This is a genomic window from Streptomyces sp. NPDC040610, assembly GCF_055594065.1.
Genome location: NZ_JBVIXA010000002.1, coordinates 239,456 through 254,541 on the forward strand (window position 1 = coordinate 239,456; position 15,086 = coordinate 254,541).

Consider the following 15,086-nt stretch of genomic DNA (forward strand, 5'->3'; position numbering starts at 1 on the left):
TCACGGCACCCAGCCGGGCGGCCCGCCGCCGTCGACGCGAATCACGGAACCGGTGACATAGGGGTTTTCCGCGGCGAAGCACACCGCGTCCGCGATCTCCTCCTCCGCGCCCCAACGGCCCAGCGGCACGAAGCGCTTCAGCCCGTCCATGTAGTGGGCGTGCCGCGGGAAGGCGGTGCTCTTCTCGCGCAGCGCCTCGCCGTCCATGACGCCCGGCGCGACGGCCGCCACCCGTATCCCGTAGGGGCCGAGTTCGTAGGACCAGGTGCGGGTCAGCGCCTCCACGCCCGCCTTCGCGGCGGTGTACGCGGACTGCCCGTAGGCGCCGGCCGCGAGGCCGGAGGAGACATTGACGATGGCGCCCGCCACCTGGTGCCGCACCATGCTGGCGGCGGCCTCGCGTCCGACGAGGAACACCCCCGTCAGGCACAGCCGCAGCGTCTTCTCCCAGTCGTCGAGCGGATGCGTGAGCAGCTCGGCGGCGCTCTCGTCCCGCGGCTTGCGCAGCAGCAGCCGGGAGAGGTTGCGGCCCGCGTTGTTCACGCACAGATGCAGCGGCTGGTCCGCCGTCAGCTCGGCGAAGACCTCCCGGACGGACTCCTCCGACGTGACGTCGGCGCGCACCGCCCGAAGGTCGAGGCCCTCGGCCTCGGCCATGGCCCGCACCTTCTCTAGGCGGCCCTGGTCGAGGCCGAGGACCGTGGTGCGCCACCCGCGCTCCGCCAGCATCCGGCCGACGGCCAGGCCCAGGCCCCGGGTGCCCCCGGTCACCAGCGCGTTCCTGGAATCGGACAAGACCGTTCACCTCTCGCTCTCGGATTCACCCGCGGACTTCTCTGGTACGCCGGTTCACTGGTACCGGAAAACCATGGCGCCCCAGCTCAGACCGCGCCCGATACTGACGCCGAGCAGCAGTTCGCCGGGTTTCACCGTGCCGTCGCGCACATATTCGGAGAGCGCGCTCGGCATGCCCACGCTGGAGGTGTTGCCGCGCCGCGGGAGATTCAGGAGCATGCGTTCGCGGGGAATTCCGAGGCGGTCCGCCATCGGGTGCAGGAGATTGGTGTTGGCCTGATGGGGAATGCACCAGGAAATCTGTTCCGGCGCCAGGCCGTTGCGCTTGAGCACGGTCTGCCCGGCGTCGACGAGCATGTCCGGCGTGACCTCGGAGAGCACTCCCCCGCGCATCACCATCTTGTCGTTCTCGTCGATGTCGAAGGCGTCGTAGTAGCGGCCGTCGGCGCGCAGGACCACGTCGATCATCCCGCTGCGGGTGGGTAGTCCGTCGGCGCCGCCGCCCACGGACTCGCCGCGCCGCCAGACCGCCGCCGCGGCGCCCGCGCCGAACAGCGCGGAGTTCTTGAAGTCGAAGTTCAGGATGGCGCGCGGGCTCTCGGCGCACACCACGAGCGCGGTCCTCGCGCCCGTCGTCGCGAGGAGACCGCGGGCCACCACGCTCGCGTACAGGAACCCGGCGCAGGCCACCGCGGTCACGTCGAAGCAGAACGCGTCCCGCGCCCCCAACTGCCGTTGCACCGGCAGGGAGATGTCCATGTAGTTGTTGCCGATGGAGGACGGGTTGGCGCGCGGCCGCGCGGTCGCGCTGGTGCCGACGATCACGTCCACGTCGGAGATGTCGAGGCCCGCGTCGTCGAGGGCCGCCCGCGCCGCCTTGACGCCCATCTCGGCGAACCGCTCCTCGGGTCCGGCCCAGTGACGGGTACGGACGCCCGTGTACTTGCGGATCCAGGCGTCGTCCACGTCGAGGTCCGGCAGCCCGGCGAAGTGGTCGTTGGTGACCGGCTCGCCGGGGAAGTAGTGGCCGACTCCGCCGAGCACGACCGGCGGACCGCCGTTGTCGAGCGATGACTGGGTTTCGGACATGGGGGGAGGTCCTTTCCTCGTCTTCCCGTCGTGTGCGCGCTGTCTCGTCGTCGCGCCGTGTCGTCGTCGCGCCGTGTCGTGCCGACGTCGCGTGCTGCCGTCGCGTGCTGCCGTCGCGATGCCGTCGCGCCCTGCCGTCGCGTCGTCGGCCCTGCGCCGCTGGTGCGGCCCGTGCCCGTACCCGTGCCTCAGAGCTGGTAGAGGAGCGCTCCCGAGAACCAGCCCGCGCCTGCCGCGGGCGACAGGATCACGTCGCCCTTGCGCAGTTCGCCGGACTCGGTGAACTCCGAGAGCGCGCTCGGGATCGTCGCGCTGGTCGTCTGGCCGCGGGTGCGCAGGTTCGTCAGGACCATCGCGGGGTCGGCGCCGATGCGCCGTATCAGCTCCTCGCTGATCCGGGTCGACCCCGGATGCGGCACCACCCAGTCCACGTCGGCCATCGTCATGCCGGCGCGCCGCAGCACCAGGTCCGTGGCCTCGCCCGCGGTCGCCGCCGCCACCTGTGCGATGGAGGGCAGGCTGACCGTCCAGCCCTCGCTGCCCCGGGCCTTGGAGACGCCCGCGTGCTCGCCGTAGCTGAGCACGACGGAGTCCCGCAGCCGGGAGTCGTCCGGCGGCCCCGCCTCCAGGACCGCGGCGCCCGCCCCGTCCCCGCCGACGTAACTGCCGCGCCGTCCGGGCTTGAGCCGCCGCGAGAACTGGTCGGAGCAGACCACGAGGGCGCGCCGCCACTGATGGCTGGTCAGCATCGCCGCGGCCGTCTGCACGGAGTGCACGAAGCCGACACAGGCCGCGCACACGTCGAAGGCCAGGGCCCGCTCGGCGCCGAGCCGCATCGCGATCCGGGGTGCGTCCTCGGGCGCGTACCGGCGCTGCGACCAGGAGGAGAAGACCATCAGGTCGAGGTCGGCGGCTTCGAGACCGGCGTTGCGCAACGCGTGCCGTCCGGCCTCCACGGCCATGAACGGCACCGTCTCCGTGTCGTCGGACAGGTGCCGCCGCTCCACGCCGAGGTCGGGGCCGAGGACCGCGGCCTCCATCTCGGGCGCCTCCGGCAGGTCCGCCGGTATCTCCTCGCAGTGCTGCGGGAAGTAGTGCCCGAAGCCCCGGAAGGACAGGCCCTTGCCCATCCAGATTCCACCGCTCACACCGTGCTCCTCACCTGTAGAAACCCTGCGGGTCGAGACTGCGCAGCCAGGCGATCTCCGCCTCGGTGACCTCCGGTTCCGCGGTGCAGCCCGCGCTGCTCACGGGCCAGCGGGTCAGCGTCGCCACGGCGTCCTCGGGCCGGGCGGGTCCGTCGCCGCCGGGCGGCAGCCAGGTGGCGAGCCGGAAGGGGCCCGGGGTGCCCGCGCCCGCCGCCTCCTCCGTGCGCCGGAACCGCCCGAAGTGGCTGACCACCTCGCGCACCCGGGCGCCGGGGCTTGTCACATAGGCGACGCGCTCGACGAACTTGCGCGGCGAGGCCGTGGAGAGGACCAGGCAGTCGGTGCTCGTGGCGATGTCGTTGGCGCCGCCGGAGCCGGTCAGCCAGCGGCCGTCGGCCAGCAGGCTGGTGTTGACGTTGCCGTCCGCGTCGACCTCACCGGCGGCGAGGACGCCGAGGCAGCGCGGGTTCGCCGACACCATGCCGCCGAGGATCTCCGGGATGCCGCCGAGCTGCTGGGAGCGCGTCGCGTGCAGCTGGCTGAACAGGAAGACGTCACCGGGCTCGGGATCCGTGGCGTAGAAGCCGAGTTCGGCGCAGATCGGCACTCGGATGCCGCGCTCGCGCAGCAGCGCGGCGGCCAGCCAGGCGGCCAGGTGGGACACGCCGATGCCGGCGAGCAGGGTGTCGTAGGCGCCGCTGGTGACCCGTTCGACGATGGCGCGCGCCCCCAGGACGATGGTCCGCTCCGCGCGCGTCACCGGCTCGGCGGTCGCGGGGAGCGGCGGTGGAGTCGCGGGCTCGCGCGGGGTCAACGGCTGGGTGGCGAGGGTCAGTTCGGCGCGCCGCTCCGCGCCGAGCTTGCGCACGTACTGGGCGTGCCCGGCGGGTTCCTCGACCCACTCGCGGTACCACTCCTTGGCCCCGTCCTCGGTGGCTAGGCGCTCGACCAGATCGGTGAGGAAGGCGTAGTCGTCGCGGTAGCCCACCACGTCGCCGCTCGCGTCGCCGGTGGCCAGGCCGCGCAGCGACTGCGGGTGCGCGCCGTACGGCGCCTCGCACAGGGCGAGCACGCGCTGCCCGGGGATGACGACCCGCTCCGGGTGCGCGTCGACGAACGCGTCCGGCACGATGCGCTCCACCGTGGCGATCACGCCCTGTTCGGCGGCGTACGCGGCCCAGGGGCCCTCGCCCGCGGGCGGTACGAGCACGATGTTGCCGCGCCGGTCCGCGCAGGCGCCGTGCACGAGCGTGAGGTCCGGACGCAGCCGCTCCACCAGGGCGAAGGGGCGTTCCCCGGCCGCCGGGTCGGCCACCCGCAGGAACTTCGGCCCCTCCCCCGCAGCCTCCGGCCGCGCAGCGGGGCCGTCGGCGGTGAGCCCGCGCTCCAGGTCGCTGCCGACGAGCGAGGACGTCACGGCGTACGGCAGTCCGGTGGCCCCGGCCATCAGCCGCTGCGTGAAGCTGAGCAGGGACCACAGCTCGCAGCTGAAGGGGGTGCCGTGGACCAGGTCGCGGTAGAGCGGGTTGGGGCGCGGCGTGGGGTAGGTGTCGCCGAGGAAGCACGTGATCAGGTGCTTGACGGCGCCCGACATGGTCAGCGCGTGCATCGCCGTGTGCGTCGCCGAGGTGCTGACGGTGAACTCGCCCCGGCCCGCGAACTGCCGCGCGAGGGCGTAGACCATGGCGTTGGGCCGGGCCATGGTCATCGCCAGGTGCAGATGCATGCCCGGCGTCACGTACCGGGACACCAGGGAGTCGACGTCGGGGACGACGACGGGGCGGGACGCCGTGCCGCTGTGCGTGCTCATGGTCTCCTTCAGGGTTCGGGTCCGCGGGAGCGGCGCACCCATCACGCGGCGCCCAGGGCCAGCACCGAGGTCTGGCTGCCGATGGCGAAGGCCAGGGACACCGCGAGGTCGGTGCGGGTCGGCCGGGGGCCCTCCGCGACGTGGTCGTGGTCGCACTCCGGATCGGGTACGGCGCCCGCGTAGTTGGCGGTCGAGCACAGGCACTGGTGGTGCAGGGCCAGGGAGGTGGCGGCCGCGTTCACCATCGAGGCCGCGCCCAGGAGGTGGCCGTAGACGGGCTTGACGGAGCTGAGGGGCGGCCAGGCGGACCGCGGCCTGCCCTCGTAGAGCGCGCCGAGCATCCGGCTCTCCGCCACGTCGTTCTTCGGCGTGGCGGTGCCGTGCGCGCAGAACCAGTCGACGTCCCGCGGGGTCCGGCCCGCGTCGTGCAGCGCCTCGGTGACGGCCGCGGCCGTGACCTGCCCGCTCATGTCCATGCCGAAGGGGTGGGTGGCCTCGTTCAGGGCCCGGTGGGACAGGAAGCGGGCGTAGCCCGTGGCGCCGCGCGCCCGGGCGTGGCTCTCCCGCTCCAGGCACAGGGCGACGGCGCCCTCGCCGAAGGCGAAGCCCTCGCGGTCGCGGGTGTAGGGGCGGATGGCGCGCCGGGGGTCGTCCGCCTCGGTCGACAGGACGCGGTTGCCCATCGCGCGGAAGGACTGGAAGACCAGGGGCGTCAGGGGGAACTCGTAGCCCACGACGACCACGGCGTCGGCGATGCCCGCGCGGATCAGGTCGGCGGCGAAGGCGATGGCGTGGTGCCCGCCCACGCAGGCGCTGCTCAGCGTGGTGACGAACCCGCGCACGTCGCCGTAGATGGCGGAGAGGGTGGCCGGGGCGCCGGGCATGCCGCGCAGCATGGCGCCGCTGTCGCCGAAGTGGTCGGTGCCGCCCGCCTCCTGGGCCGCCTCGCCGTCGTCGGCCGTCAGTGCCTCGCTGACCCACTCCAGGGGGCCGCGGGAGGACGAGGCGATGAGGGACAGGCGGCGCGGGTCGATGTCGTCGGACCCGAGCCCCGCGTCGCGGCGGGCCTCCTCGACGGCGGACATGGTCACCAGGGCGTCCCGGGTGTACCGGGCGGCGAACTTCTCGTTCAGCTCCGGCAGGAACTTCCGGTGGTCGAAGTCCCGCAGCTCCCCGGCCGCGCCGACCCCGGCCCGGTCCGGATCGACTCGGGTCAGACGGCCGATACGGGAATTGCCGTCGCGCACGTCCTGCCAGAATTCATTGACGTGGGTCGCGCCGGGGAGCATGACGCCGATACCGGTGACGAGTACCGAGCCCCGGCGGTCTTTCCGTCCAGCGGTTCCAGCCAGTTCAGCCATGCGGGAAAACTATCCGGCGGCTTCCCGTGCGGCATCGGTCCATCGGTACCCGGCAGAATTCACCTCCGGTACTTGAAGTACCAATTATTGATTTCGGTACCTCCGATACCTGCCGCGGGTGAAAACCGGGTACCTGCGGCCGGTTACGCCCCGCCCGGTCAGCGCCCTAACGTCGGCAGCCGTCACCGGCACAGCACGGTGCATCAGCATGCGCCCACTGCGTGCGGGCGACCTGTCGACAGTGGCACGCAACACAGGGAGTCTCATGGCGGACCAGCAGCAGGATTCCGGTCGCGACACATTGATCACGGGCATGGGATTCGCCCTGCCCGGCCCTGGCGGACTGTGCGCGACTTCCGCGGAATTCCTGGAAATCGTCTCCACAGGCGCCTGTCACGTGGAAAACAATGGTGTCTTCTTCGGTCAAGTGCGCACCGATGTCGCGGATGTCAAGGAGCGTTATCCCGAACTTCCCCTGAAGGCACTGAAACTCTATTCCCCGGTGCAGTTGCTCGGCCTCGTCTCCATGGCGGAGGCCTGCGGCGACGCCGGGCTCGACTGGCGTGCGGGCGCGCTGTCCGAGGCGGCGATCCTCGCCGCCCGCGACGGCGGTGACTGCTGGTCGGCCCAGTACGCCGACATTCTCAGCACCGACCGCGCCAAGGCCACCAAGGACGAGATCAACGAGCTGGGCACCCGGCTCGCCCTCACCGGCATCCCCATGGACGTGGCCAACGTCCAGGTGTCCGTCGTGGCCGGGACCGGCCCCAACTTCACCGTCTCCAACGGCTGTACGTCATCGGCGGTGCTGCTCGGCATGGCGCAGCGGATGATCGCGAGCGGTGAGGTGGACGTCGCGGTGGTCACCGGCGCCGACGTGTTCGGCCTCGACTTCCTGCGCCACTACGCCGACCTGCTCGACCGCTACGCCGAGCTGAGCGCCGAGGAGGGCGTCACCGTCGACGCCATGGAGGACGCGGCCCTGGCGATGGGCGCGCAGATGCGTCCGTACGACAAGAACTCGCCGGGCTCCAACATGGGCAACGGCTCCATCACGATCGTCGTGGAGAGCCGCGCGCACGCCGAGCGGCGCGGCGCGACCCCCTACTCCCGGATGCTGGCGCAGCGCACCCGGCGCAGCCCGCAGCACAGTGCCTTCGCCATCGACCGGGCCGGGGTCGGCATGGTCCAGGCCGCGCGGGACGCCATGGCGGGCCTGGTCGAACCGGACCAGATCGACTACGTCAACGGCGGTGCCGAGGGCGACCGCGTCTTCCACGAGACGGAGTCGAACATCGTGCACAGCCTCTTCGGGGACCGTGCGACGCGCCTGCCCGTGACCGTGCAGGAGGCCTGCTTCGGGCACAACGGCGGGCCGCTCGGCGGCCTCGGCGTGGCGGCCACGTCGCTGATGATCCAGCGCGACGCGGTATTCCCGACGGCGGGCTGCGTCGACCCGGACGACACCTGCCTCTTCGACCCGGTACCGGGCACCACCGCCCGGCCGCAGCGCGTCGAGCACGCGCTGTCCTTCAACTACACCGTCGGCATGGTCAGCAGCGCGATTCTGCTGGGGAAGGCGTGAAGGCCAAGGAGATGGACAAGCACCGCACACGCGCGGCCGTCCTGACGGGCGTGGCCGGCTATGTGCCGCCCGGCACGGTCACCAACGCCGACTTGGAGGCCCGGCTCGACACCACCGACGAATGGATCCGCAGCCGCACCGGCATCGCCGAGCGGCACACCGTCCCCCCGGGCACCGCCACCCGCGAACTGGCCGTGGAGGCAGGCCAGTTGGCTCTGAAATCGGCGGGCCGCGACAGCGTCGACCACGTCGTCCTCGCGACGGCGACCCCGGACCGCCTCTGCCCGGCCACCGCCCCCGAGGTCGCGTCGGCGCTCGGGCTCGGCCCCATCGCCGCGCACGACATCGCGGCCGTGTGCGCCGGGTTCCTGTACGCCCTGTCGGCCGGGGTGGGGGCGATCGCGGCGGGCTTCGCCGATCACGTCCTCGTCATCGGCGCCGAGACGTTCTCCGCCATCGTCGACCCGGAGGACCGGAACACGGCCGTCATCTTCGGCGACGCCGCCGGTGCCGTCGTGCTGCGCGCCGGGGACCCGGACGAGCCGGGCGCCATCGGCCCGATCCGGCTCGGCAGCGACGGCACGTACAGCGACCTGATCCAGATCCCCGCGGGCGGCGCCCGGCAGCGCTCCACCGGCACCGTGCCCGAAGCGAGCGACCACCATCTGCAGATGCAGGGCCGCAAGGTCTACCGGCACGCCAAGGAGCGCATGACCCAGTCCGCGCTCGACGTCCTGGAGCGCTCCGGCTGGGCCGTGGAGGACGTGGACCGGCTCGCGACCCATCAGGCCAACGCACGCATCAGCGAGGCCGTCGCCGACGAGCTGGGCGTGCCGCGCGACCGGGTCCTGTCCAACATCGAGCACGTCGGCAACACCGCGGCCGCGTCCCTGCCGCTGCTGCTCGCCGACTCCGCGACCCAGGGCAAGCTGCGCCCGCACGACCGGGTGCTGCTCGCGGCGTTCGGCGGCGGGCTCGCCTGGGGCGCGGCATCGCTGACCTGGCCGGACGTGACGGCCTTCGCGGCGCACACCTATCGCGGCTGAGGTTCTCCCGGCGCGGGCCCCGCGCCGACCCCACCGACACTGCGCTCCCGGGAGGAAACGGTGTACGAAACGGTCAAGTCCCTGCTCACCAAGGAATTCGACATCTCCGAGGATCAGATCGCCCCGGAGTCCACGCTGGAGGACCTGGGCCTGGACTCACTGGCCTCGGTCGAGTTCGCCCTCGCCCTGGAGAAGGGCCTCGGCGTGGAGATCACCGACGACGAGGTGGTGGAGCTGGAGCGGCTCGACAAGATCCTGGAACTCGTCGAGCGCCGCAAGCGCGCGTCCTGACGCGGTCGTGCGCCGGCCCATGGAGAGAGCCGCGCGCACGGGCGTGAACACCAGCGCCGGACAGCCGGGGCCCATGACGGGCCCCGGCTGTCTCGACGTGCGACGCGCGGAGCGCCCGCGGTCAGGACCGGTCCGCGGACTCGGTCCTGTTCTCCATGGACTCCCCCGGTGCCTGCTTCACCAGGTCGACGCTTCCCTCAGGGCCGCCGTCGGCGCCCTTGTCCGCCGGGGTGAGCCGCCCCGCCGACCGCGGGATGAACAGGAACACGGCGATCGCCACCAGGACGAGCAGGATGCCGGTGCACAGCGACGTGAACCCGAACGCGTCCGCGAACGCGTTGTCGGCCTGCTGCTCCAACGCGTCCCCCGCGGAGCCCGGCAGCGCTTCGGCGACCCCGACGGCGTCGGCGATGCCCTCCCGCGCCGCGTCCATGGACTTCTCGTCCACGCCCGGGACGGGGGTGTCCATCTCCCTGCGGAACAGGGCGGACGCAACACTGCCCATGATCGCCACGCTGAGCCCGTTGCCGAGTTCGTAGGAGGTCTCCTCGATGCCCGCGGCGCCGCCCGCGGTGTCCGCCTCGGCCGTCGACATGATGGCGTCCGACGCGGCCGTCATGGCGCAGCCCGCCCCGGCGCCGATGCCCGCGAGGGCGATGGCGAAGACCCAGTACTCGGTGTCGGGCTTGACGTTCATCAGGACGAAGAACGCCCCGCCGATCAGCCCCATCCCGATCATCATCGCGTACCGCGTGCCGTACCTCGGCACGATGATCGACATGATCGGGGCCCCGATCATGGTGGCGAGCAGCAGCGGCAGCAGCCTGAGGCCCGACTCCATCGGCGAGGCGCCGCCGATGAACTGCCAGTGCTGCGTGAGCAGGAGCATCAGCCCGCCCATGCCGAACATGGCGAGGACCACGCTCACGACCGCCACGGAGAACGCCCGGTTGCGGAACAGCGCCGGGTCGAAGAGCGGGTCGGGCACCCGAAGGACCCGCAGCACCAGGGCGGTGAGCAGCGCGAGGCCGAGGACGCCCGTGATGATCGTCTGGGCCTCCAGGCCCTCCGCGCCGCCGTGCTGGATGGCGTACACCAGCGAGATCAGGCCGGTGACGGAGAGCACCGCGCCGACGGTGTCCCAGCGCGGGGGGTTGGGGTGCCGGGACTCCGGCACCAGGGTCACCGCGGCGAACAGCGCGAAGACCATGATCGGGACATTGATCAGGAAGACCGAGCCCCACCAGAAGTGCTCGATCATGACACCGCCGACCACGGGTCCGACCGCGGCACCGGCCGCGGACATGGTGGCCCACACGGCCAGCGCCACCGTGCGCTCTTTGCGATCTGTGAAGACATTGCGAATGATCGACAGCGTCGACGGCATGATGATCGCGGCGCCGATGCCGAGCAGCGCGCGGGCCGCGATCAGCATCTCGGGCCCGTTCGCCCAGGCCGCGCCAGCCGAGGCGGTGCCGAAGACGATGAAGCCGAGGCACAGGAACCGCTTGCGGCCGAGGCGGTCGCCGAGGGTGCCGCAGCTGATCAACAGCCCGGCCACGACGAGCGAGTAGACGTCGACGATCCAGAGCAACTGCACCGACGACGGCTCGAGTTCGGTGCTGAGCGTGGGCAGCGCCACGTTCAGCACGGTCAGGTCAAGGGCGACGACCAGCAGGCTCAGCGAGAGGACCGCGAGCACCGCCCACCGGTTTTTCGCCCCGGGGACTTCGCCGCCCCCTCCCTTGCCCCCGCCTTGCCTGTCGTCCACCAAGCCATCCATGGCCGGCCTCCTTCGGGATTCCGTCAACTGTGTCCCCGTACGGCATACCATCTATCGTACGTCGTACGAGTCTGCGTTAGCATAGAGACGTGACTGAAACTTCTGGACGAGACACGACACCGAACGGCCCACCTGGCTCGATCTGGTTGCGCGAGCTGAAACAGCGACCGGCCAAACAGCCGCTGAGCCGGGAGCAGATCGTGCGGGCGGCGGTGCAGCTCCTGGACGAAGGGGGCGTGCGCAACCTCCGCATGCGACAGCTCGCCGACTCACTGAACTCGGCACCGATGTCGCTCTACTGGCATGTGCCGACCAAGGACGACCTGCTGGAACTGGCCATCGACGCCGTCTTTCCCGACCCGCCCACGCCGTCCGGCTCGGGGAACTGGCGCACCGACATCCAGACCTGCGCGACGGACCTGTTCGACGTGCTCCTCGAGCACTCCTGGATGATCGAGCTGATGGGCGGTCATCCCCCGGTGGGACCCCGGGCCCTGGCCCACACCAGCGCCATCATCGAGATCCTGGAACAGGCCCGGTTCTCGCCCCGCCAGCTGGACTCCGCGCTCTCCGCGATCTACTACTACACCGTGGGCGCGGCACTCTCCGAGGCGTCCTGGCAGGCCATGGCCCGGCAGAGCGCCGAGAGCGAGGAGGAGTGGGCGAGCCGCCTCGGGCCGTACCTCAGCACGGCCACACAGGACCATCCGGAATCCCTCGCCGACTACGTCAAGCGCAGCGCCTCCAGCAGCACGGGCCAGCGCTTCCGTGACGGCCTGGAGTGCATGGTGTCGGGAATGGACCAAATACGGTCGATGAACTCATGACCCGCACGAACACACCGCACGCCCGTCCCGTCCAGGTGGCGTTAAGGAACCGTAAATCGCTGCCTCATTGCCCGGTACATCTGGCACGCTCCCGGGATGCCAGCAGCTGCTGACCCTTGCCCAGGGTGCCAGCAGTCAGCGACACGCGCCGTATACGGAACCCCAAAGGGGAAGTCCCATGAGTGATGTGGTCGTGCGTGCCCAGTTTCGAGAGCCGTACGAGGACGAACAGCGCATCCCCGACATCATCATGGCCTGCCCGCACGAGGCCCCCGAGCTGCCCGGCGGCGCCGACCAGGTCGGGGAGTTCACCCACACCCTGGAGTGGGCGTTGCTGCTGCTGCGCACCCTGGAGCGGGACGGCCGCGACCGCGTGCCCGAGGACGATCTGAACCGTCTGCACTCCCTCGTCCGCGCCCTGGACCAGCGGCTCATCCCGGCCCTGGAGGGCGTCAGGGACGCAGCCGTCCGTCGCTACCGCGAACTCGGCGGTTCCTACGGCGGTCTGGCCAAGGCGATGGGCGTGCCCCGCTCGACGGCACAGACCAGATCGATGGCCCTCCTCGGCCGCGAACCGTCCGCCCACGAGCGCTGGGCCTCCGGCCGGTGACACCGCACCCGCCCACCGCAGGACCCACCGTCTGACGGTCAGCCAGTCCCCACGCACAGCCCCGGAGCGGCCCCACGCCCGGGGCTGCGTGCTGACCGGCGCAGGCCACGGCCTCGGGGCCGGTGTCGGCGTGCCGGGGGCACCGCGTGCGTCGCTGATCCCCCCGTCCCATAACCTCATGCGTGCGGACGTCGGATGCGACGTGTGTCCACGCTGAGGAGGCGACGGTGCTCGCAAGGGTCACGCGGTTGCTCGCGGGCGCCATGACGCTGGCCTGTCTGGTGCTCATCGGCCCCAGTACCCCGAGCGGTGCCCACTTCGCCGGGACACCGCCGGTCGAGCCGGTCAAGGACGTCGTAGCGAACCGGGTCATGACGTGGAACATCTGCAACCCCTGCGGCGACGAGAACAACGTCGGCCGGGCGGCGGAGATCGCCACGTACGCGCCCCAGGTCATCGGGATGCAGGAAGCGTGTGTGCGGGACGTCGAGAGGATCCGGGACTATCTGGAGCATCTGCACGGGCTGGTGTACCACGTCGAGTACGGGTCGGTGCTGCGCAACCGGAGCCGGTGCGGCGGCTGGCCGTGGAGTCCCGGGGGCTTCGGCCAGGCGATCCTCTCGGCGGCGCCGATGAAGGACCGCGTGAACGTGGAGTACCCCGACGGCGGCTCCGAGGACCGCGGATACATGGCCGTCACCACGAGGGTGGGCGGCCGGTCCGTCCGGGTCTTCAACACCCACCTCGCCCAGCGGCGTCAGGAGGAGTTCCGGGCGGACCAGGTCGACGTGCTCGCCGCGGCCGTCGCCCGGCACGACCGCGCGATCGTCCTCGGCGACTTCAACGCCGTGCCGGAGGCGGCCGAGCTCACCCGGATGTGGTCGGTGGCCACCGACGCGGACCCGCAGTGCCGTCCCTCGCCCACCGGGGCAGGCACGTGCGAGCCGACCACCGACTGGCAGCTCAAGTTCGACTACGTCTTCCTGCGGAACATCGCCCCGCTCGAACAGGGCGTGCATCCCAGTGCGTACTCGGACCACCACCCGGTGCACGCCGACGTGGATCTCGAGTAGACGCGGAAGTAGACACGGAGCGGGTTCTCGCATTGCCGCCCTCCGCCAACTCCCCAGCGGGCGCGAGACTCCGTATCGTTCGCCTGTGCACATGATCTGACCGACCCGAGGCGAGTCTGGGAGGACGCATGCGGGGGGACGGCATCATCACCGGGCGGGGAGGGCAGCCCCGGTTAGGGGCGGTGCTGCGACAACGGCGGGAAAGTCGGGGTATGTCGCTGCGGCAGATGGCACGGCTCCTGCACTACAGCCCCGGCTGGATCAGCCGCGTGGAGAACGGGCGGGCCATCCCCACGGACGAGTTGGCCCGCGCCTGCGACGAACTGCTCGCGCTCGACGGCGAGCTGATCGCGCTCGCCCGGGCCGAGCGGGGCGGCACCGTCGGGCTGCTCAGGCCCGTGCAGCTGCCGCCGGGAGCGTCCGCCTTCGTGGGCCGTCAGGCCCTCCTCCGGGAGCTGGACGTCCTCCTCGCGGATGCAAATCGGAGGGAGAGCGTACTGACGGTCGCCCTCGACGGACCGGCGGGCGTGGGCAAGAGCACGGTGGCGCTCCGGTGGGCGTACGAGATCGCCGACCGGTTTCCCGGGGGCGTGCTGTTCACCGACCTCCAGGGCAACTCCCCCGAAGCGCGGCCGCTCGCCGCAGCCGACGTACTCGAACAGTTCCTGACCGCTTTCGGCCTTCCCGCCGCCGCCATCCCGGCGGACGAGGCCGAGCGGGCCGCGGTCTTCCGCAGCGTCGCGGTGCGGCGCCCCATCCTCGTGATCCTGGACAACGCCGCGGGCTCCCGGCACGTCGAACCGCTGCTCGTCGGCGCGCGCGGCTGCGTCGCCCTCGTCACCAGCAGACGCCGGCTGACCGGGCTCGCGGTCAAGGCGGGCGCCCACCGGCTCTCGGTGCGGCCGATGGACCAGGCGGAGTCCGCCGACCTGCTGAGCGCCGTCGCCGGTCCGGAGCGGGTCGCGGCGGAACCGACGGCGACGGCGGTCCTGGCGCGGCGCTGCGCGCACCTGCCGCTGGCCCTGCGCATCGCCGCCGAGCGCCTCGCCACGTTCCCGCACCGGTCCATCGCCGACGCCGTCGCCGAACTCGCCGACCGGCGGCACCGGTTGAACGTCCTGACCGACATCGACGACCCGCATCTGGCGGTGCGCGCCGCCCTGTCCTGCTCGTACCGCGCCCTGGACGCCGAGGCCGCCCGGACGTTCCGCTTCCTCGGCCTGTTCCCCGGAGCGACGATCAGCGCCGCCGCCGCGGCCGCCCTCGTCGACCGGCCCCTCGGGCACACCCGGCGCCTCCTGGAGGTCCTTGTCGCCGTGCACCTCCTGGAGGAGACCGGCCCCGACCGCTACCGCCGCCACGACCTGCTGCGCGACTACGCCGCCGAGCGCGCCGCCGAGGAGGAGCCGGTGACCGCCTGCCAGGAGGCGGTGCTGCGGCTCATCGGCTGGTACGCGCGCACGGCGCGGGGCTCGGCACCGCCGCACGATCCCGACCGTGCGCGGGTCGACCCCCACGAGGTCGGTGTGCGGCGCGCCTGAGCGTGCCCGGCCCATGAAGGGTGCCCGGCCCCGGCCCTTTCCATCGCCGCCCCCTGTTGCGCAACGGAGAAACACTGTCGGGCACCGGACCCGCTGACCACAGTAGGACCGCGTCGTTCCGGGAAGC

The 15,086-nt window shown here is 71.8% G+C and carries 13 protein-coding genes; 7 read left to right on the forward strand and 6 right to left on the reverse strand.

The features are described 5' to 3' along the window. From ACZ6AA_RS08015 to ACZ6AA_RS08035, 5 genes are all read right to left on the reverse strand, one after another. Window positions 1-795: an SDR family NAD(P)-dependent oxidoreductase gene (locus ACZ6AA_RS08015; RefSeq protein WP_468457681.1), complete on the reverse strand. Its 795-nt coding sequence runs from the start codon at window positions 793-795 to the stop codon at window positions 1-3. Window positions 796-849: 54 nt separating this feature from the next. Continuing rightward, window positions 850-1,884, reverse strand: coding sequence for a 3-oxoacyl-ACP synthase III family protein (locus tag ACZ6AA_RS08020; protein WP_468457679.1), 1,035 nt, complete (start codon window positions 1,882-1,884; stop codon window positions 850-852). A 188-nt stretch (window positions 1,885-2,072) separates the two neighbouring features. Beyond that, window positions 2,073-3,032, reverse strand: a complete 960-nt coding sequence (locus ACZ6AA_RS08025) for a ketoacyl-ACP synthase III (protein ID WP_471456876.1) — start codon at window positions 3,030-3,032, stop codon at window positions 2,073-2,075. A gap of 10 nt (window positions 3,033-3,042) precedes the next feature. Further along, window positions 3,043-4,842 (reverse strand): CoA-transferase, encoded by a 1,800-nt coding sequence (locus ACZ6AA_RS08030; RefSeq protein ID WP_471456878.1) that lies wholly within the window; start codon window positions 4,840-4,842, stop codon window positions 3,043-3,045. A gap of 41 nt (window positions 4,843-4,883) precedes the next feature. Next, window positions 4,884-6,203, reverse strand: a complete 1,320-nt coding sequence (locus ACZ6AA_RS08035) for a beta-ketoacyl-[acyl-carrier-protein] synthase family protein (protein ID WP_468482455.1) — start codon at window positions 6,201-6,203, stop codon at window positions 4,884-4,886. 397 nt (window positions 6,204-6,600) lie between these two features. Here ACZ6AA_RS08035 and ACZ6AA_RS08040 point away from each other — a divergent pair, with 397 nt between their 5' ends. Genes ACZ6AA_RS08040 through ACZ6AA_RS08050 form a run of 3 tightly spaced genes read left to right on the forward strand, consistent with a single transcriptional unit; the run spans window position 6,601 to window position 9,125 of the window. Further along, on the forward strand, window positions 6,601-7,788 hold the full coding sequence (locus tag ACZ6AA_RS08040) for a beta-ketoacyl synthase N-terminal-like domain-containing protein (RefSeq protein WP_471456880.1): 1,188 nt from the start codon (window positions 6,601-6,603) through the stop codon (window positions 7,786-7,788). A gap of 11 nt (window positions 7,789-7,799) precedes the next feature. Further along, a complete protein-coding gene (locus ACZ6AA_RS08045; RefSeq protein ID WP_468458074.1) occupies window positions 7,800-8,834 on the forward strand; it encodes a beta-ketoacyl-ACP synthase III in 1,035 nt (344 codons plus the stop codon). A 60-nt stretch (window positions 8,835-8,894) separates the two neighbouring features. Next, window positions 8,895-9,125 carry an acyl carrier protein gene (locus ACZ6AA_RS08050; RefSeq protein ID WP_190118824.1) on the forward strand — a complete coding sequence of 77 codons (231 nt, stop codon included), beginning with the start codon at window positions 8,895-8,897 and terminating at the stop codon, window positions 9,123-9,125. Window positions 9,126-9,246: 121 nt separating this feature from the next. Here ACZ6AA_RS08050 and ACZ6AA_RS08055 read toward each other — a convergent pair whose 3' ends face one another. Further along, window positions 9,247-10,908, reverse strand: a complete 1,662-nt coding sequence (locus ACZ6AA_RS08055) for an MFS transporter (protein WP_468482457.1) — start codon at window positions 10,906-10,908, stop codon at window positions 9,247-9,249. Window positions 10,909-10,997: 89 nt separating this feature from the next. On the opposite strand from ACZ6AA_RS08055, the gene ACZ6AA_RS08060 reads away from it, so the two are divergent. The 4 genes from ACZ6AA_RS08060 to ACZ6AA_RS08075 all read left to right on the forward strand — a co-directional run bounded on the left by ACZ6AA_RS08060 (window position 10,998) and on the right by ACZ6AA_RS08075 (window position 14,959). Continuing rightward, window positions 10,998-11,735 carry a TetR/AcrR family transcriptional regulator gene (locus ACZ6AA_RS08060; protein WP_471456882.1) on the forward strand — a complete coding sequence of 246 codons (738 nt, stop codon included), beginning with the start codon at window positions 10,998-11,000 and terminating at the stop codon, window positions 11,733-11,735. Between the two features lie 178 nt (window positions 11,736-11,913). Further along, on the forward strand, window positions 11,914-12,345 hold the full coding sequence (locus ACZ6AA_RS08065) for a hypothetical protein (protein ID WP_468457666.1): 432 nt from the start codon (window positions 11,914-11,916) through the stop codon (window positions 12,343-12,345). Window positions 12,346-12,527: 182 nt separating this feature from the next. Continuing rightward, window positions 12,528-13,418, forward strand: coding sequence for an endonuclease/exonuclease/phosphatase family protein (locus ACZ6AA_RS08070; RefSeq protein ID WP_468457664.1), 891 nt, complete (start codon window positions 12,528-12,530; stop codon window positions 13,416-13,418). Window positions 13,419-13,546: 128 nt separating this feature from the next. Continuing rightward, on the forward strand, window positions 13,547-14,959 hold the full coding sequence (locus tag ACZ6AA_RS08075; protein ID WP_471456884.1) for a helix-turn-helix domain-containing protein: 1,413 nt from the start codon (window positions 13,547-13,549) through the stop codon (window positions 14,957-14,959). The last annotated feature ends 127 nt before the right edge of the window (window positions 14,960-15,086 follow it).